Below are 17495 nucleotides of genomic sequence, written 5' to 3'. Positions count from 1 at the left end.
GAATTACCGGCCCGGCCGCCTGACCCGCCCCCGGCCCCGGGGACGGGGCCGGTCGCGGCCGGGCAGCATCGCGGCGTTCCCTTTCCGATCCGGAGTTCCCCCCATGTCCGACACCCCCATGTCCGACACCCCCATGTCCGATACCGGCGACGAGCCGCTGGTCGCGGCGCGCTTCACCGTCACCGCCGCGGCCTCGCCCGGCCTGCTGTCCCGCATCCTGGAGCCCTTCGCCAAGCGCGACCTGGTGCCGGATTCCGTGCGCGCCGCCCGGCAGGGCGAGGCGATGCGCGCCGAGGTCGCGCTGCACGCCATGCCGCTCGGCATGGTGCATCTCGTGGCGGGCAATCTCGGCCAGATCATCGGCGTGCAGCGGGTGGAGGCGATGGAAGGCCGCATCGTCCGGCTCGCGGCCTGACGGCCGGGCGCGGGCCGCCCACCCTTTTTTCCGCCACGCCCCTCCCGTCCTCGTGATGGCCATGCGCGTCCGCGCATGAAGCGCCGGCCGGTCCCGCGCGCTGTTCCCCGCGGTTGAGGAACGGAGATGCGCGATGCTGTGGGAGGCCTTCCCGAGCGCGCTTGACCTTGCGCGATTCCAGTTCGCCTTCACGGTCGTCTGGCATTTCCTGTTCCCCGCCTTCACCATCGGCCTCGCCTCCTACCTCGCGGTGCTGGAAGGGCTGTGGCTGGCCACCGGGCGGGCGGTGTTCATCGAGACCTTCCGCTGGTGGCTGCGGGTCTTCGCGGTGGCCTTCGCGATGGGCGTCGTCTCCGGCATCGTCATGTCGTACCAGTTCGGCACCAACTGGTCCGCCTTCAGCGACCGCGCGGGGCCGGTGATCGGCCCGCTGCTGGGCTACGAGGTGCTGACCGCCTTCTTCCTGGAAGCCGGCTTCCTCGGCGTGATGCTGTTCGGGCTGAACCGGGTGGGCAGGCCGCTGCACTTCGCCGCCACCTGCTGCGTCGCGGTCGGCACGCTGATGTCCACCTTCTGGATCATCGCCGCCAACAGCTGGATGCAGACGCCGGCGGGGCACGAGGTGGCGGCGGATGGGCGCTTCCTGCCGCTCGACTGGTGGGCGATCATCTTCAACCCGTCCTTCCCGTACCGCTTCCTGCACGTCGTCGCCGGCGCCTACCTGACCACCGCCTTCATCGTCGGCGCGGTCGGCGCCTTCCACCTGCTGCGCGACCCGGCCAACCGCCATGCGCGGCTGATGTTCTCCATGGCGATGTGGATGGCGCTGGTGGCGGCGCCGGCGCAGGTGGTGCTGGGCGACCTGCACGGGCTGAACACGCTGGAACACCAGCCCGCCAAGGTCGCCGCGATGGAAGGCCACTGGGAGGAGCGGCGGACCGGTGCGCCGCTGATCCTGTTCGCGCTGCCCGACATGGAGAGGGAGCGCAACGACCTCGAACTCGGCATCCCCGGCCTCGGCAGCCTCATCCTCGGCCATGCCTGGGATGCGGAGATCCGCGGGCTGAAGGCCTTCCCCGCCGATGCGCGGCCCACCAACGTGCCGCTGGTCTTCTGGTCCTTCCGGGTGATGGTGGGGATCGGGCTGCTGATGGTGGCGCTCGGCCTCGTCGCCTTCGTCATGCGGCTGCGGGGGCGGCTGTTCGACGCGCCCTGGCTGCACCGCTTCGCGGTGGCGATGGGCCCTTCGGGGCTGGTCGCGGTGACGGCGGGCTGGATCGTGACGGAGGCCGGGCGGCAGCCCTTCACCGTCTACGGCCTGATGCGCACGGCGGAGAGCGTGTCGCCCATCGCGGCGCCGGCGGTGGCGACCTCGCTCGCGATGTTCGTCGTGGTCTACTTCGCCGTCTTCGGCGCGGGCATCTGGCTGCTGTTCCGCCTGTTCGGCGTGCCGCCGCACCCGGCGCAGGAAGGGCCGGAGGAGGGCGCGCCGATCCGCACCGCCGGCATCACGCCGGCGCCGTCCCTGCCCGGGCGGCAGGTCGTGCCGGCGCCGGCGGGGGAGTGACGGCGATGGAACTCGACCTTCCCCTGGTCTGGGCGCTGCTGCTGGCCACCGCCGTCTTCCTCTACGTCGCGATGGACGGCTTCGACCTTGGCGTCGGCATCCTGTTCCCGGCGCTGAAGCTGAAGCAGGACCGCGACGTGGCGGTGGGATCCATCGCGCCGGTCTGGGACGGCAACGAGACCTGGCTGGTGCTGGGCGGCGGCGGGCTGCTGGCGGTCTTCCCGCTGGCCTATGCCATCGTGCTGCCGGCGCTCTACATGCCGCTGATCGTCATGCTGCTGGCGCTGGTCTTCCGCGGCGTCGCCTTCGAGATGCGCTTCCGCGCCGCCACGCCGCAGGGACGCCTGGGCTGGGACACGGGCTTCTGGCTGGGCAGCACGGTCGCCGCCTTCGCGCAGGGCGTCGCGCTCGGCGCCTTCGTGCAGGGGATCGAGGTGCAGGGCAGGGCCTATGCCGGTGGCTGGTGGGACTGGCTCACCTGGTTCTCGCTGCTGACCGGCGCGGCGCTGGTGGCGGGATACGGGCTGCTGGGCGCGACCTGGCTGGTGTGGAAGACCGAAGGCGCGCTGCACGAGCTGGCGCGGCGGCTGGCGCGGCGCTTCGCCATCCTGACGCTCGTGGCGATCCTCGCGGTGAGCGCGGTGATGCCCTTCCTGCAGCCCGGCTTCGCGGCGCGCTGGTTCGGCCTGCCCACCGTGCTGTTCGCCTGGGTGGTGCCGCTGGCGGTGGTGGCGCTGGCCTGGGTGCTGTTCCGCGCGCTGGCCGCGGCGGCGCCGTCCGGCCCGCGGACGAGCCTGCTGTGGCGCGACGCCATCCCCTTCGGCGTGGCGCTCGGCCTGTTCCTGCTGTGCTATGCGGGGCTCGGGCTCAGCATGTGGCCGCACATCGTGCCGCCCGGCATCACCATCTGGGACGCGGCCGCGCCGCCGGCCACGCAGGCCTTCCTGCTGGCGGGGGCGGCGGTGCTGGTGCCGGTGATCCTGGTCTATACCGGCTTCGTCTACTGGATCTTCCGCGGCAAGGTGCGGCCGGGGGAGGGCTACCACCACTGAGGAAGCTGGCCTGGTTCCTCGCGCTCTGGCTCGGCGGGGTCGCGGTGCTGTCGGCGGTGGCGCTGGCGATCCGCCGTGCATTGGGCCTGTGATTGAACGGCGCCCCCCGCGGGCCCATGTCCCGGCCATGAGCTACATCCTCGCGGTGATCGTCCCGCCGCTGGCGATCCTCCTCCAGGGCCGGCCCTTCCAGGCGGTCTTCAACGCCGTGCTGTGGATCGGCGGGCTGCTGTTCATCCTGCTGCCCTTCGTCGCCGGGCAGGCGGCGTGGCTCGTCGCCGTGATCTGGGCGGTGGCGGTGGTCTACAACCGCCGTCAGGAAGCGCGCGACCGCCGCCTGGTGCAGGACGCGCTGCGCCAGCGGGGTTAGGCCGCAACCCGCCCCTGGCGGGCGGGGGCAGGGGTCAGCCGAGCTTCGGGCGGGTCTTCACCACGCTGTCGCGCGCGTTCATCCGGTCCCACCAGGCGGACAGCTTCGGGCTGGCGGCGAAGGCGGAGGCGCCGGCCCTGGCCATCCGCAGGTATTCGACCGCCGGCAGCAGGTGCAGGTCGGCCAGCGTCACGCCCCCGCCGCACAGCAGGTCGCCCGCCATCAGCCCCTCGATCACGCCGAGCGCCTTGCGGGTGGCGGCGAGCCCCTCCTCGGCCACCTTGGCGTCCGGCGTGCCGCCCTGCATCGGCACGATGATCTCCTGCCAGAACACCTTCCCCACCATCGCGCCATAGGCGTAGCTGTCCACGATGCCGCAGATCTGCGTCATGCGGGCGCGCCCCTTCGCGTCGGCCGGCTGCAGAGCCGGGCCGGGAAAGGCCTCGTCCACGTAGCGGGTGATGGCGAAGGTCTCGAACAGGTGGAAGCCGTCATGCTCGAAGGCGGGCACCTTGCCCCAGGGCTGGCGCGCCAGGTGTTCCGGCGCGTGGCCCTTGCCGGACAGGATGTCCACCTCGTTCAACTCGTAGGCGACGCCCTTCTCCTCGAGCGCGAGGCGCGCGGTGCGGGAATAGGTGCTGTAGCCGGGGCCGTGCAGGATGACGGGCATCGTGGTGTCTCCCTTCCGCGCCGGGCGGTCCCGGCGGGGAACGGCATCACAGGAACCCCACCGGATCAACATCCACCTGCACGCGGACGCTGTTCGGCAGCTTCACCCGGTCCAGCCAGTCCCGCAGCAGCGGCTGCACGCCGACGTCGCGCCGCGCCTTCAGCAGCAGCCGCCGCCGGTGCCGTCCCCGCAGCAGCGCGAGCGGCGCGGGCGCCGGGCCCAGCACCTCCACCCCCGGCCCCCGCGGCGCGGCAAGGCCGAGGTCGCGCGCTGCGCGATCCGCTTCCCGTTCGTCCTCCGAACTCACGATCAGCGCGGCCAGCCGGCCGAAGGGGGGCCAGTGGCCGGGGCGGCGGCCCGCCGCCTCCTCCGCCATGAAGGCGGCGACGTCGCCGGAGACGAGGGCGTGCATCACCGGATGGTCCGGCGCGAAGCTCTGCAGCAGGACCCGGCCCGGCGCCTCGGCACGGCCGGCGCGGCCGCTGACCTGGTGCAGCAGCTGCAGCGTGCGTTCCGCCGCGCGAAGGTCACCGCCCGCCAGGCCGAGATCGGCATCCACCACGCCGACCAGCGTGAGATGCGGGAAGTGCCAGCCCTTGGCGACGATCTGCGTCCCCACGATCAGGTCCACCTGCCGCGCCGCGATGGCTTCCGCCGCCGCCGCCGCCGCCGCCGGGCCGGGGATGGTGTCGGACGCCATGACGATGCGTCGCGCATCGGGGAACAGGGCGGTCGCCTCCTCCACCACGCGTTCCACCCCGGGGCCGACCGGAGTCAGCGTGCCGGGCGCGTTGCATTCCGGGCAGGTCGGCGGGATCGGCTCGGCATGGCCGCAATGGTGGCATTGCAGGCGCCGCTGCGCGCGGTGCTCCACCAGCCAGGCGGTGCAATTCGGGCAGCGCATCCGGTGGCCGCAGGCGCGGCACAGCGTCAGCGGCGCATAGCCGCGCCGGTTCAGGAACAGCATCGCCTGCTCGCCGCGGGCCAGCGTCTCCTGCACCGCCTCGATCAGCGGCGGCGACAGGAAGCGCCCGCGTTCCGGCGGGTGGCGCCGCAGGTCGATCGCCTCGACCGCCGGCATCCCCGCGCTGCCGTGGCGTTCGGACAGGTGCAGGTGGTCGTAGCGCCCCTGTTCGGCATTCGTCAGGGTCTCGAGCGAGGGGGTGGCGGACACGAGGATGCAGGCGGCATTGGCCAGCCGCGCGCGCACCACCGCCATGTCCCGCGCGTGGTAGACCACGCCCTCCTCCTGCTTGAAGGCGGTCTCGTGCTCCTCATCCACGATCACCAGGCCGAGGTCGGGATAGGGCAGGAACAGGGCGGACCGCGCGCCGACCAGCACGGGGGCCGCGCCTTCCGCCACCGCGCGCCAGGTGTCGCGCCGCGTGCGGGAGGTCAGTTCGGAATGCCACAGCGCGGGATCGACGCCGAAGCGGCGGCGGAAGCGTTCCAGCCACTGCGCGCTGAGCGCGATCTCCGGCAGCAGCACCAGCGCCTGCCGCCCCTGGCGGAGGCATTCCGCCACCGCGTCCAGGTAGACCTCCGTCTTGCCGGACCCTGTGACGCCGGTCAGCAGCGTCACGCCGAAAGCCCGCGCCGCGACCCTGGCGCGCAGCGCCTCGGCCGCCTGGGCCTGGTCGGGGGCTAGGGTCGGGCCGGGATGGTCGGGGTCCGGCCGCGGGAAGCGGTGGCTGCCGGCCGGCAGCAGCGCGGGCACCAGCAGCCCCGCATCGGCCAGCCCCCGCACCACGCCCGGCGAGACGCCGGCTTCCGCCGCGAGGTCGGTGGCGCTCCGCACCTCGCCGATGTCGAGGGCGTCGAGCACGCGCGCGCGGGCAGGGGTCAGCTTCAGCTCCTCGCGGATCGCGCCGGGCGCAAGCTGCCAGCCCGCGCGCTGCGCGGGCCGGTCGAGCGCTGCGGGCGCGCTCATCGCCATGCGCAGCACGGCGCCGGGGGGGCTCAGCGTGTAGGCGGCCACCCATTCGACGAAGCGGCGCAGGCTTTCCCCCATCGGCGGGGCGTCGAGCACGGCCTGGATGTCCTTGAGGCGGGAGGCCGGCAGCGACGCGTCCGGCTCGCCGTCCCAGACCACGCCCAGCACCTCGCGCCCGCCGAGCGGGACGGCGACGAAGCTGCCCGGCGCGGCAACCAGCCCGGGCGGCAGGCGATAGTCGTAGGTGCCGGCATCGAGCGGCAGCGGCAGCATGACTCGCAGCCTTGGAACGATCCGCCCCTCGCCCCGTTCCCGCGCGGAGCGTGGCCCGTCTGCAACGCCTCCCGGTTGGTTCGGGGGCGATGACTTCCGCGCAACCTCGCCCATCCTATATACTTCTCGCCAATCGCGCCCGTAACGAAATTCCTCCCCCCGACGTGGCGCGGCCCAGGGACAGGACACCATGAAGTTCTTCGTGGACACCGCCGAGGTGTCCGACATACGCAGCCTGGCGGAAGCCGGGCTGGTCGATGGCGTGACCACGAACCCGAGCCTGATCGCCAAGTCGGGCCGCCGGATGGCGGAGGTGATCGCCGACATCTGCGCCATCACCCCCGGCCCCGTCAGCGCCGAGGTCACGGCGACAGACTTCGACACGATGCTGAAGGAGGGCCGCTACCTCCGCTCCATCGCCGCCAATGTGGCGGTGAAGGTGCCGCTGACGGAAGCGGGGCTGCGCACCTGCCGCGTCCTGGCGGACGAGGGCACGCCGGTCAACGTCACGCTCTGCTTCAGCCCGGCGCAGGCGCTGCTGGCGGCGAAGGCGGGGGCGGCGTTCATCTCTCCCTTCGTCGGCCGTCTGGACGACATCTCGACCGACGGCATGGCGCTGATCGCGGACATCGTGCAGATCTACCGCAACTACCCCAATCTTAAGACTGAAGTCCTGGTTGCTTCGGTCAGACATCCTATCCATCTGGTCCAGGCTGCCAAGCTGGGCGCAGATGTGGCGACTTTGCCGCCGAATGTCATCAGGCAACTGCTGAAGCATCCGCTCACGGATGCAGGACTTGCTTCCTTTCTCGCCGACTGGGCCAAGACGGGGCAGAGCATCCTGTGAACACGGTGGGGGCTTCGCTCCGGCGGGACCTCGACGACGAGCCCGTCGCCGAGGAAGTCGCCGCCTGGCTGAAGGAGCATCCGGACTTCCTCGCGAGGCGGCCGGAGCTCTACCGCGTCCTGACCCCGCCGAAGCGCATCCATGGCGAGAACCTGGCGGACCACATGGCCGCCATGGTCGCCGCCGAGCGCGCGCGGATGGCCACCATCGAGGCCGAGGTGGCGGAGGCCATCGCCGATGGCCGCGCCGGCGCCGGGCTGGTGCTGCGGGTCCGCCTCGCCGTGCTGGCGCTGATGCGCGCCCGCGACGTGCCGGAGGCGATCCAGCACGAGCTTCCCCCCCTGCTGCGGGTCGAGACCTGCACCCTGCTGGCCGAGCCCCGCCCGCCCCGCGCCCTGCTGAGCGGCCGGCAGGAGACGGCGGTGCCCCGCCACGGCGTCCGTGCCATGCCGGAAGGCGCGGCGCGCCGCCTGCTCGGCACCGGGCGCGACGCGCGCGTGCGCGCCGATCCGGAGGAGCGCGAATTGCTGCACGGCGAAGCCGCGGCGCTGGTGGTGCGCGACGCGCTGGTCCGCGTCCCGCTCTGGTGCGGCACGCCCTGCCTGCTCGCGCTCGGCGCCCGCGAAGCCTCCGCCCTGCCCCTGCGGCAGACCGCGCAGACCCTCGCCTTCCTCGGCCGGGCGGTGGCCGCCGCGCTGTCGCGCTGAGCGGATGGAAGGGGAAGTCGCGCTCGCCGACTACCTCGCCCATCTCGCGCAGCAGCGCCGCGCGAGCCCGAACACGGTCGAGGCCTATCGCGGCGACCTGTCGCTGTTCCTCGGCTTCGTCGCGCGCCACACGGGGGAGGCGCCGGACCTCGCCGCCCTGTCCGCGCTGCGGCCGGCCGACATCCGCGGCTTCCTGGCCGAACGCGCCGCGGCCGGCGACGGCAACGCCACCCGCGCCCGGCGGCTTGCCTCGCTGCGCGGCTTCCTGCGCCACCTCGCGCGGCGCCATGGCGGCGGGACCGAGGCGCTGGCCGGCCTGCGCGGCCCGCGCGCCCGCGCGCCCGTGCCGCGCGCGCTCTCCCCGGACGAGGCGAGGGAGGTCGCGCGCGACATCGGCGCCGTCCACGACCCCGCCCGCGCCGAGCAGCCGGCGATGCAGGCGGCGCGGGACGTGGCGCTGTTCACCCTGCTCTACGGCTGCGGGCTGCGGATCGGCGAGGCGCTGGCCCTCGACGTGAAGGACGCGCCGCTGCCGGGCGGCACTGCGGCGCTGCGGGTGACCGGCAAGGGCGGCAAGACGCGGCTGGTGCCGGTGCTGCCGGCGGTGCGCCAGGCCATCGCCGCCTGGCTGGCGCAGCACCCGGACCGGCGGCCGGACGCGCCGCTGTTCCTCGGCGCGCGGGGCGGCCGGCTCGACCCCGCCATCGCCCAGCGCAGCCTGCGGCACTGGCGGCGCCTGGCGGGGCTGCCCGAACACGCGACGCCGCATGCGCTGCGGCATTCCTTCGCGACGCATCTGCTGGGCGGCGGCGCCGACCTGCGCGCGATCCAGGAATTGCTGGGCCATGCCAGCCTGTCCACCACCCAACGCTACACCCGGGTGGACGCCGCGGCGCTGCTCGAGACCTGGCGCAAGGCGCATCCGCGCGCCGGATGAGGCGCCGCCGGCAGGCGCGATATTACCGGGAATTCAGCGCGGCCCCATCGCGGCGAGAGGGCCGGTTGCGCAGTCTGGCGGCTCTGCGGCGTTCCCCCGGCGCCCTGGAATCCCGCTGCACGACTCCGGATCAGGAAGCCGACAATGAAGTTCCTCCGCTACGCGCTGCTCGCCACGGTCCTCGCCGCGCCGGCCGCCTTCGTCTCCGCCCCGGCCAGCGCCGCCGGCCCCGCCGCGCCGTTCGAGGAAGTGGCTGCGGCGCGCGATGGCCAGGGGGCCCGCGCCCAGCGCCGCCACCGCCGCCAGCAGGCCCAGTCGCCGCGCCGGCACCGCCAGTCCGCCCGCGCCGCCCGCCGCGCCCGCGCCGCGCAGGGCTGACCGCCTTCGGCACCCCCGGCTCGCCCGGGGGCGCCACGGAATTCGGCATCGGCCATTTCCCGGCAGGCCGATGCCGACGAGGCCGGTTCCCCTGGAATCGGCCCTTCGGGCCGGTCGCAGCGATGCGGCCGGCCCCTTCTTTTTTCCGCCGCCCGTGCCCTATCCCGGCTCCGCCGCCGCCCCCGCCTGGATGCGGCGCGGCGGGTCCTGGGCGCGGAGCAGGGCGAGCAGTCCTTCCAGCATCTGCAGCGGGCTCGGCGGGCAGCCGGGGATCACCAGATCCACCGGCAGCACGGCCGGGACGCCGCCCTCCACCCCGTAGCTGCCCTTGAAGACGCCCCCGTCCAGCGCGCAGTCGCCGGCGGCGACCACCCAGCAGGGCTCCGGCACGCAGGCGCGGGTGCGCTCCAGCGCCTCGCGCATGTTGCGGCCGACCGGGCCGGTGACCAGCAGCACATCGGCATGGCGGGGACTGGCCACGAAGCGCAGGCCGAAGCGTTCGAGGTCGTAGAGCACGCCGGCCATGGCGTTCACCTCCAGCTCGCAGCCGTTGCAGCTGCCGGCATCCACCTGCCGGATCGACAGGCTGCGGCCCAGCCGGGCGCGCGCCGTCGCCTCCAGGCGCTGCGCAAGCGCCGCCACCACTTCGTCCGGCGGGGCGGGGCGCGCATCCGTCAGCGGGCGGGAAGCGAGCCGCTTCGCGAGCTTCGGCCACAGCATGTCACGCCACCTTCGCCATGCGGAGAAGCTCCACCCCCTCGGGGTCCTTCAGCACCATCTCGGTGCCCGGCGCCACGCGCTCCGCGATCCAGCCGAGGTCGTCGAGCGCCTGTGCGCGGTCGTCATAGGCCCAGTGTTCCGCGATGGCGCGGCCCGGGCCGGGCCTGACCAGCGTGACGGTGAACATCCCCGACGCGCCCGCCGCCGCGCCCGCCCGCGTGGGATAGCGCCCGCTCACAGGTCCACCCCGCTGTAGGAACAGTTGAACGACTTGTTGCAGAGCGGGAAGTCCGCGACGATGTTGCCCTCCACCGCCGCTTCCAGCAGCGGCCATTGCAGCCAGGACGGGTCGCGCGGGAAGACCGCGCGGATCAGCCCGCCGTCGTCGAGCGCCATCCAGGTCAGCACCTCGCCGCGGAAGCCTTCGGCGGCCGCGATGCCCTCGCCGCCGCGCTGCGGCAGCGGCACATGCGTCTCCCCCGGCTCCAGCGCGCCCAGCAGGTCGCGCACCAGGCCGAGGCTCTCCCGCAACTCGGCGATGCGGATGCGGACGCGCGCATCGACATCGCCTTCCGCGAGGGTCGGCAGCGCGACCGCCAGCCGGTCATAGGGCGGGTGCGGCAGGGCGCGCCGCGCATCGAAGCCGCGGCCCGAGGCGCGGCCGACCACGCCGCCCGCCGCGAAGCGACGCGCAAGCTCCGGCGCCAGCGTGCCGGTGCCCACCACGCGGTCCTGCAGGCTCGCATGGCCGTCATAGATCGCGACGAGGGAGGGGATCTCCGCCTCCACCGCGTCGAGCGCGCCGAGGATGGCTTCCGCCCCGCCTTCCGCGATGTCCTGCAGGACGCCGCCGGGGATGACGCGGTCCATCAGCAGGCGGTGGCCGAAGGCGGCGTCGCTGGCGCGCAGCAGGCCTTCGCGCAGCAGGCCGCAGCGGGCATGCGGCCAGGCGAAGGCGGCGTCGTTGCAGATGAAGCCCCAGTCGTTCAGGTGGTTGGCGATGCGCTCGACCTCCAGCATCGCGGCGCGCAGCGTCACCGCGCGCGGCGGCGGGACATGGCCGGATGCGGCTTCCGCCGCCAGCGCGAAGGCCAGCGAATGCGCCACCGTGCTGTCGCCCGACAGGCGGGCCGCGAAGCGCGCGGCCGCGCGCGGCGAACGCCCCTGCATCAGGCCCAGCGTGCCCTTGTGCGCGTAGCCCAGAAGCTGTTCCAGCCGCACCACCGTCTCGCCCTGGACGGTGAAGCGGAAATGCCCGGGCTCGATCACCCCGGCATGGACGGGGCCGACCGGGATCTGGTGCCAGCCCTCGCCCTCGACCGGCAGGAAGGCGGGCGGGGCGGCCGGCGCGTCGTTGCGGGCGGGCCTGGCGGACAGCGGGCCGACCACCGGCCAGCGCCCGTGGTCGAGCCAGGGGCGGAGGTCGAGCGCGCCTTCCGCCTCCAGCCGCCACAGGTCGCGGATCGCGCGTTCGAACCGGACCGCGCCGGGGCGGGCGGGGGACAGCGCGGGATAGCGACCCTCGCTCGGGCAGGTGGCCAGCAGCAGCCCGCCTTCCGCCTCGTCGAGGAAGGCGGCATGGACGAAGCCGGGTTCCGCCCACAGCGACAGCAGCGCCAGCGACGGCTCCATCGGCAGCGCGTCGCGCAGCGCGCCGAAATGCGCGGGCGCCAGCAGGAAACGCTCGAAGGGCACGCAGCCCTGCGGCGCGCCGCGGCGGATGAGGTCGGAGGCGATGGTCATCCCAGGATCCTCGCGCCCTCGCGCAGCAGCGCGCCGAAGGCGGCAGGCGCCGCGAAGCCCAGCGCCGCCGCCAGTGCCAGGTGGGTCCAGACCGGCACCGTCGCCCACAGCATCCCGCCCCGCAGCGCGAAGGCGCCCGCCACCGGGCGGTCCGGGCTTGGCGCGCCGAGGCAGAGCGCCTGCGCCGCGCGCACCAGCGCCGCCCCGGCGGTGAACAGGCCGAGGCCGAGCGGCAGGATCAGCCAGGGCTGCCGCGCCGCCGTCTCCGCCACCATGCGGAACTCGCTGACGAAGATGGCTGCCGGCGGCATCCCCGCCAGCGCCGCGATGCCGAGCGCGAGGCCCCAGCCCAGCACCGGATGGCTGGCGGCGAGGCCGCGTATGTCCTCGGTCTTCTGGCTGCCCTTCAGCAGCGCCGCGGCGCCGACCGCGAAGAACACCGCGCTCTTCACCAGGGAATGGCCGAGCAGGTGCAGCATCCCCGCCAGGTTCGCCGCCGCGCCGCCAAGCCCGAAGGCGAAGGTCGCGAGCCCCAGATGCTCGATCGAGGACCAGGCGAAAAGCCGCCGCGCATCCCGCCGCCGCCAGAGCGAGGCGGCGCCGAGCAGCAGCGACAGCAGGCCAAGCCCCATCAGGAAGGGGCCGGGCGGCATCGCGCCCGGATGGGAGGAGACGATCGCCTCCGCCCGCAGCACCGCCAGCAGCGCGGCGTTCAGCAGCAGCCCCGACAGCACCGCGGAGATCGGCAGCGGCCCCTCGGCCTCGGCATCGGGCAGCCAGGAATGCAGCGGCACCAGCCCGGCCTTGGTGCCGTAGCCGATCAGCAGGAAGACGAAGGCCAGCGACAGCACGCCGGCATCGCATCGCGCCGCCACGGCCCGCAGCGCCGCCCAGGACAGGCCCGGATCGCCGCCCCCCACCACCGGCTGCGCCGCCAGGTACAGCAGGATGGTCCCGAACAGCGCCAGCGCGATGCCGACGCCGCACAGGATGAAGAACTTCCACGCCGCCTCCACCGCCGCCGGCGTGCCGTGGACACCGACCATGAGCACCGAGGCGAGGGTCGCGATCTCGATCGCCACCCACATCACCCCCATGTTGTCCGACACCAGCGCCAGGAACTGCGCGCCCATGAAGACCTGGAAGGCGGCGTGGTAGGCGCGGTGGCGCAGCGCGTCGAAGCGTTCCGCCGCCACCGTCGCCGCCGAGAAGGCCGCGGTGGTCAGCCCGACAAGGGCGGAGACGACGACGAGCGGCAGGTTCACCGCGTCGATCCGCGTCCAGCCCTGCTCACCCGGCGGGTGGCCGAGCAGCGCCAGCGCGATGACCAGCGAGACGGCGGCCACGCCGATGTTCAGCGGCGGCGCGAGCCGCCCGCGCGGCGGCACGAGCGCGAGGACGACGGCGCCGAGCCAGGGCCAGAAGACCAGCACCCAGGGCAGCGGCATCACGCGTCGCCCCGCTGACGGTCGAGGATGGAGGTGTCGAGCGTGTCCATCCGGTCCCTGATCTGGAACACCACCACGCCCGCCACCACCGCCACCATCAGCACCAGCGCGGCGGTGGACAGTTCCACCACCAGCGGCATGCCGGTGACGCCGACGGCGGCCAGGATCAGCCCGTTCTCCAGGCTCAGCAGCCCGACCACCTGGCTGACCGCGTTGCGCCGCGCGATCATCGCCAGCATCCCGAGCAGCACGACGGACAGCGCGATGGTCAGGTCCACGCGCGCCAGCGGGTTGGCGCTGGCCGAGGTGACCGGCAGCACCACCAGCACCGAAAGCCCCACCAGCCCGATCGCCGCGATCAGCGACGCGCCGATGCCGAGCGAGGGCTCCACCTGCCGGTGCGCCCCGAGCCGGCCGAGCAGGTAGCGCAGCGCCAGCGGGATGGCGACCGCCTTGGCCCCGAAGGCGATCACGGCGGTGACGTAGAGCCCCGGCGCGCCCTGCACGAAGCCCTGCCAGGCCGCCGCGGCCGCCAGCAGCCCGCCCTGCACCGCGAAGGCGTTGATCACCGCGCCGAGCCGGCGCTGGTAGAGCAGCACGAAGGACAGCAGCAGCACGCCCCCGCCCAGCATGTGCGACACGTCATAGGCGGGGGTCCCGAAGGCGGGGGTCATGCCAGTCTCGTCGAGACGAACAGCAGGATGGCGCCGAGCAGGCCGAGCAGCAGCGCGACGCCCAGGAATTCCGGCACGCGGAAGACGCGCATCTTGGCGATCGCGCTCTCGAACGCCGCGAGGGCGAGGCAGAGGACCGCCATCTTCGCCGCCCAGGCCAGCAGGCCGAAGACCCAGCCCAGCGGCGCGAAGCCCGCGGGCGCGGTGCCGAAGGGCAGGAAGACCGCCGCCAGCAGCGCCAGCCACAACGTCAGCCGCAGCGCGGACGCGGCTTCCCACAACGCAAGGTGGCGGCCCGACGCCTCCAGGATCATCGCCTCGTGCACCATGGTCAGTTCCAGGTGGGTCGCCGGGTTGTCCACCGGGATGCGCGCATTCTCCGCCACCGCCACCGCCAGCAGCGCGAGCAAGGCGAGGCCGAGCGACACGCGCAGCCCGAGCGCGCCTTCCTGGAAGGCGGCCGCGATCCCCTCCAGCCCCGTGGTGCCGGCAAGGATGGCGCAGCTCAGCACCGCGATCAGCAGCGCGGGTTCGGCCAGCGCGGCGAAGGACATCTCCCGCGCCGCGCCGAGCCCGCCGAAGGCCGTGCCGACATCGAGCCCCGCCAGCGCCAGCGCGACGCGGCCGAGTGCCAGCAGCCCCGCGACCAGCACGAGGTCGGCCACCGGCGCGAAGGCCATCCCCCGCGTGAAGCTCGGCACCAGCGCGGCGGCCGCCAGCGCCGCGCCGGCCGCGACATAGGGCGCCGCGCGGCTGATCCAGCTGGCGTTGTCCGCCAGCACCGGGCGCTTGCGCAGCAGCTTCAGCATGTCCACCAGCGGCTGCAAGGGATGCGCGCCGGTGCGGCCCATCATCCGCGCCTTCAGCCAGCGCACCCCGCCCAGCACCAGCGGCGCCGCGGCCAGCATCAGCGCGATGTGCAGCAACTGCGTCAGGAAGCCGGAGGCGAGGCTCATCCCCCCGCCTCCAGCCAGGCGATCAGGGCGAGGGCGGCGATCAGCGCGCCGAAGGGCAGCATCAGCGCCTGCCGGATGGTGAGGTGGCGCAGCCGCTCCGCCCGGTCCACCGCCGCGTCGCGCAGCCGGGCCAGCGGCGCGAGCAGCAGCGCGAAGGACGGGTCGCGGAACCCCGCCGCGATCCGCGCGGGGGAGGGGTCGCCCGGCGGCGGCATCGCCACCGCCTCATGCGCGGCGAGCAGGGGGGAGCCGAGCATGCGGCGCAGCGGCTGGCCCAGTCCCGCCGCGGTGGGTTGCGTCACCGGGTCGCCGAAGGGCAGGTGCGCGGGCGGCGCGCCGAAGCCGCAGTCCCAGGCCGGGCCGCGCGCCACGCCCGCGGGGCTGCGCGTCCGCACGAACCACCAGATGAGCGCGAGGCAGGCCGCCAGCAGCAGCGCCACGGCCACCGGCAGGTAGCTTGCCGCCCCGTCGCCGACATGCACCGCGGCGAAGCCCGCGCGTTCCGTCATCTCCTGCCCGGTGATGCGGCGCAGCGCGCCTTCGGCCAGCGCCAGCATCGGCCCGGGGACCAGCCCGAGCACCACGGTCAGCGCGGCCGGCAGCAGCAGCGCCAGCCGCGCGGGCAGCGGCCCGTCCTCCGCCCCCGCGGCGCGCGGCGTGCGCGGGCGGCCGAGGAACACCAGGCCGAACATCCGCACCATCCCCGCCGCCGCCAGCGCCGCGGCCAGCGCCGCCAGCGCCATGACCGCGACGCCCAGCACCTGGAAGGCGAGGTCGCCGACCCGCCACGCCGCCAGCAGCGCCTGCAGCAGCAGCCATTCCCCCGCGAAGCCGGACAGCGGCGGCAGGCTCGCCGCGGCGCCCGCGCCCACCAGCACGCAGGCCGCCGTCCAGGGCATGGCGTGGACCAGCCCGCCGAGGCGGTCCAGCCGGCGCGACGCCGCGCCGTGCGCGACCTCCCCCATCCCCAGGAACAGCAGGGTCTTGAACAGCGCGTGGTTCAGCGCGTGCAGCAGCGCCGCCCCCGCCGCCAGCGCCGCCAGCGCGCCGAGATCGGCGGCCCGGAAACAGGCCGCGAGGCCGAGGCCGATGGCGATGAGCCCGACATTCTCGATGGTGGAGCAGGCGAGCAGCGTCTTGCCCTCCTCCTCCAGGTTGGCGCGCAGCGCGCCGAGCACGGCGGAGGCCGCGCCGAGCACCAGCAGCGGCACCCCCCACCAGAGCGGCTGCGCCGGGCCCGAGAGGTCGAGCAGCAGCCGCGCCATGACATAGAGCGCCATCTTGGTCATCGCGCCCGACATCAGGGCCGAGACATGCGACGGCGCGGCCGGGTGCGCCAGCGGCAGCCAGGCATGCAGCGGCACCAGCCCCGCCTTGGACCCCGCCCCCGCCACCACCAGCGCCAGCACCAGCCCGGCCTTCCAGCCGGTGGGCGGCGCGGCGCGCATGGCGTCGAAGGAAAGGTCGCCCCCCGGCCCGGCCAGCAGCCCGACGGCCGGCACCAAGCACACCCCCGCCAGCAGCGCGAAGACGAGGTAGAGCCGCGCGGCGCGGCGGTTCTCCTCCTCCTCGTGCCCGGCGGCGACCAGCGCCCAGGAGGCGAGCGACATCGCCTCGAACCCCAGCAGCAGGGTCAGGCCATCGGCGGCCAGCAGCGTCAGCGCCATGCCGGCCAGGAACAGCGGATAGGCCGCCAGCACCCGCGGCGGCGCCCCGTTCCCGTGCCCGAGGGCGAACAGCGCCGAGGGCGCGGCCGCGAGCCCGAGCAGCAGCAGGAACCAGGCCGACAGCCCGTCGAGCGCGACCAGCATCGGCCCCCAGGGCGGGCCGAGCGGCAGCGCCGCCGGCCCGGCCCCCCCGGCGGCGAGGGCAACTAGGCCGCATCCGGCGAAGACGGCCGCGGCCAGCAGGCAGCCGCCATGCACCACCGCGCCCGCCACCCGCCGCCCGGCCGGCACCACCGCCAGCAGCGCCAGCGCCAGCAGCCCCGCGAGGGTGAGGGAGAGCGCCGTCAGCACGGCGGGCGGATCGGGGCTGGCACGCCCGGACGATAGCCTGCGATCGCCGGGGGTGGAAATCGGCAGGCGCGTGAACCGCCTGCAATCCGCGCGCCGCGCCGGGGCGCGTCCCGACCCCGTCCCACCTGTGCGAGGGCGCTTCCCAACCGCTGCGCGCGGGGCTAGATGCCACGCTCGCGCGTCCTTCCGCGCCCGTCATCCCTGCCATCCCCGGGAGTTCCCCCAGGCCCATGGGCCCGCTGCTCGCCTTCAGCCGAGGTGTGGATGCGCTGAACACCGCCTTCGGCCGGCTGGCCGACTGGCTGGTGCTGCTTGCCTGCGTCGTCAGCGCGGGCAACGCCTTCCTGCGCTACGGCTTCGGGCTGGGGTCGAATGCCTGGCTGGAATTGCAGTGGTACCTGTTCGCCGGGGTGGTGATGCTCGGCGCGTCCTACACGCTGTTCCGCAACGAGCATGTGCGGGTGGACCTGGTCTATGGCAGCATCCGCGAACGCGCGCGGCTCTGGGTGGACGTGGTGGGCATCGGCCTGTTCCTGCTGCCGGCTATGGCGCTGCTGGCCTGGATGACCTGGCCCTTCTTCGTGGAATCCTGGGTGCGGGGGGAGATGTCGTCCTCCCCCGGCGGGCTCATCCGCTGGCCGGCCAAGCTGCTGATGCCGCTGGGCTTCGGGCTGGTGGTGGCACAGGGCCTGTCGGAGATGATCAAGCGCATCGCGCTGCTGCGCGGCATGCGGCTGGCGGACGGGCGGCTGCACGCCTCCTATGCGCGGCCGGAGCAATAGGGCGG

General features: G+C 74.2%; 18 protein-coding genes. 9 read left to right on the top strand and 9 right to left on the bottom strand.

Annotated elements, in window-relative coordinates:
- Window positions 1-103: 103 nt before the first annotated feature.
- From ACK8OX_RS15445 to ACK8OX_RS15430, 4 genes are all read left to right on the top strand, one after another.
- Window positions 104-415 (top strand): hypothetical protein, encoded by a 312-nt coding sequence (locus ACK8OX_RS15445; RefSeq protein ID WP_430665076.1) that lies wholly within the window; start codon window positions 104-106, stop codon window positions 413-415.
- 133 nt (window positions 416-548) lie between these two features.
- Complete coding sequence (locus ACK8OX_RS15440; protein WP_430665075.1) at window positions 549-1982, top strand: cytochrome ubiquinol oxidase subunit I; 1434 nt, start codon at window positions 549-551, stop codon at window positions 1980-1982.
- Between the two features lie 5 nt (window positions 1983-1987).
- The gene (gene cydB, locus ACK8OX_RS15435) at window positions 1988-3034 is read left to right on the top strand and encodes a cytochrome d ubiquinol oxidase subunit II (RefSeq protein WP_430665074.1); all 1047 of its coding nucleotides are present in this window, start codon (window positions 1988-1990) and stop codon (window positions 3032-3034) included.
- Between the two features lie 127 nt (window positions 3035-3161).
- Complete coding sequence (locus ACK8OX_RS15430) at window positions 3162-3404, top strand: hypothetical protein (RefSeq protein WP_430665073.1); 243 nt, start codon at window positions 3162-3164, stop codon at window positions 3402-3404.
- Between the two features lie 34 nt (window positions 3405-3438).
- Here ACK8OX_RS15430 and ACK8OX_RS15425 read toward each other — a convergent pair whose 3' ends face one another.
- The gene (locus tag ACK8OX_RS15425) at window positions 3439-4074 is read right to left on the bottom strand and encodes a glutathione S-transferase family protein (RefSeq protein ID WP_430665072.1); all 636 of its coding nucleotides are present in this window, start codon (window positions 4072-4074) and stop codon (window positions 3439-3441) included.
- 46 nt (window positions 4075-4120) lie between these two features.
- A complete protein-coding gene (locus tag ACK8OX_RS15420; RefSeq protein WP_430665071.1) occupies window positions 4121-6280 on the bottom strand; it encodes a primosomal protein N' in 2160 nt (719 codons plus the stop codon).
- 190 nt (window positions 6281-6470) lie between these two features.
- On the opposite strand from ACK8OX_RS15420, the gene fsa reads away from it, so the two are divergent.
- The 4 genes from fsa (at window position 6471) to ACK8OX_RS15400 (ending at window position 9149) form a co-directional block, all read left to right on the top strand.
- Window positions 6471-7127: a fructose-6-phosphate aldolase gene (gene fsa / locus ACK8OX_RS15415; RefSeq protein ID WP_430665069.1), complete on the top strand. Its 657-nt coding sequence runs from the start codon at window positions 6471-6473 to the stop codon at window positions 7125-7127.
- 5 nt (window positions 7128-7132) lie between these two features.
- Window positions 7133-7834, top strand: coding sequence for a hypothetical protein (locus tag ACK8OX_RS15410; RefSeq protein ID WP_430665068.1), 702 nt, complete (start codon window positions 7133-7135; stop codon window positions 7832-7834).
- 4 nt (window positions 7835-7838) lie between these two features.
- Window positions 7839-8771, top strand: coding sequence for a tyrosine recombinase XerC (locus ACK8OX_RS15405; RefSeq protein WP_430665067.1), 933 nt, complete (start codon window positions 7839-7841; stop codon window positions 8769-8771).
- Between the two features lie 144 nt (window positions 8772-8915).
- Window positions 8916-9149, top strand: coding sequence for a hypothetical protein (locus ACK8OX_RS15400; protein WP_430665066.1), 234 nt, complete (start codon window positions 8916-8918; stop codon window positions 9147-9149).
- Between the two features lie 159 nt (window positions 9150-9308).
- On the opposite strand, the gene ACK8OX_RS15395 is transcribed toward ACK8OX_RS15400, so the two are convergent.
- Genes ACK8OX_RS15395 through ACK8OX_RS15365 form a run of 7 tightly spaced genes read right to left on the bottom strand, consistent with a single transcriptional unit; the run spans window position 9309 to window position 16708 of the window.
- The gene (locus ACK8OX_RS15395; protein ID WP_430665064.1) at window positions 9309-9869 is read right to left on the bottom strand and encodes an NADH-quinone oxidoreductase subunit B family protein; all 561 of its coding nucleotides are present in this window, start codon (window positions 9867-9869) and stop codon (window positions 9309-9311) included.
- Between the two features lies 1 nt (window position 9870).
- Window positions 9871-10107: a hypothetical protein gene (locus ACK8OX_RS15390; RefSeq protein ID WP_430665063.1), complete on the bottom strand. Its 237-nt coding sequence runs from the start codon at window positions 10105-10107 to the stop codon at window positions 9871-9873.
- Complete coding sequence (locus ACK8OX_RS15385; protein WP_430665062.1) at window positions 10104-11612, bottom strand: hydrogenase expression protein HypE; 1509 nt, start codon at window positions 11610-11612, stop codon at window positions 10104-10106. Before ACK8OX_RS15385 ends, ACK8OX_RS15390 begins: the two co-directional genes overlap by 4 nt.
- The gene (locus ACK8OX_RS15380) at window positions 11609-13060 is read right to left on the bottom strand and encodes a proton-conducting transporter membrane subunit (protein ID WP_430665061.1); all 1452 of its coding nucleotides are present in this window, start codon (window positions 13058-13060) and stop codon (window positions 11609-11611) included. Before ACK8OX_RS15380 ends, ACK8OX_RS15385 begins: the two co-directional genes overlap by 4 nt.
- Entirely contained in the window at window positions 13060-13734 is a 675-nt protein-coding gene (locus ACK8OX_RS15375) for a hydrogenase-4 component E (RefSeq protein WP_430665060.1), read from the bottom strand. The genes ACK8OX_RS15380 and ACK8OX_RS15375 overlap by 1 nt, the downstream gene beginning before the upstream one ends.
- Window positions 13731-14690 carry a respiratory chain complex I subunit 1 family protein gene (locus ACK8OX_RS15370; RefSeq protein WP_430665059.1) on the bottom strand — a complete coding sequence of 320 codons (960 nt, stop codon included), beginning with the start codon at window positions 14688-14690 and terminating at the stop codon, window positions 13731-13733. Before ACK8OX_RS15370 ends, ACK8OX_RS15375 begins: the two co-directional genes overlap by 4 nt.
- Window positions 14687-16708, bottom strand: a complete 2022-nt coding sequence (locus tag ACK8OX_RS15365; RefSeq protein WP_430665058.1) for a proton-conducting transporter membrane subunit — start codon at window positions 16706-16708, stop codon at window positions 14687-14689. The genes ACK8OX_RS15370 and ACK8OX_RS15365 overlap by 4 nt, the downstream gene beginning before the upstream one ends.
- A gap of 230 nt (window positions 16709-16938) precedes the next feature.
- Between ACK8OX_RS15365 and ACK8OX_RS15360 the strand changes: the two genes are divergently transcribed.
- Window positions 16939-17490 (top strand): TRAP transporter small permease subunit, encoded by a 552-nt coding sequence (locus ACK8OX_RS15360; protein WP_430665056.1) that lies wholly within the window; start codon window positions 16939-16941, stop codon window positions 17488-17490.
- Window positions 17491-17495 lie beyond the last annotated feature (5 nt).

Origin of the sequence: Falsiroseomonas sp. CW058 (genome assembly GCF_050563535.1) — a bacterium.
In the GTDB taxonomy this organism is placed as follows: Bacteria; Pseudomonadota; Alphaproteobacteria; order Acetobacterales; family Acetobacteraceae; genus Falsiroseomonas.
This window is presented reverse-complemented; position numbering and strand designations above follow the sequence as displayed.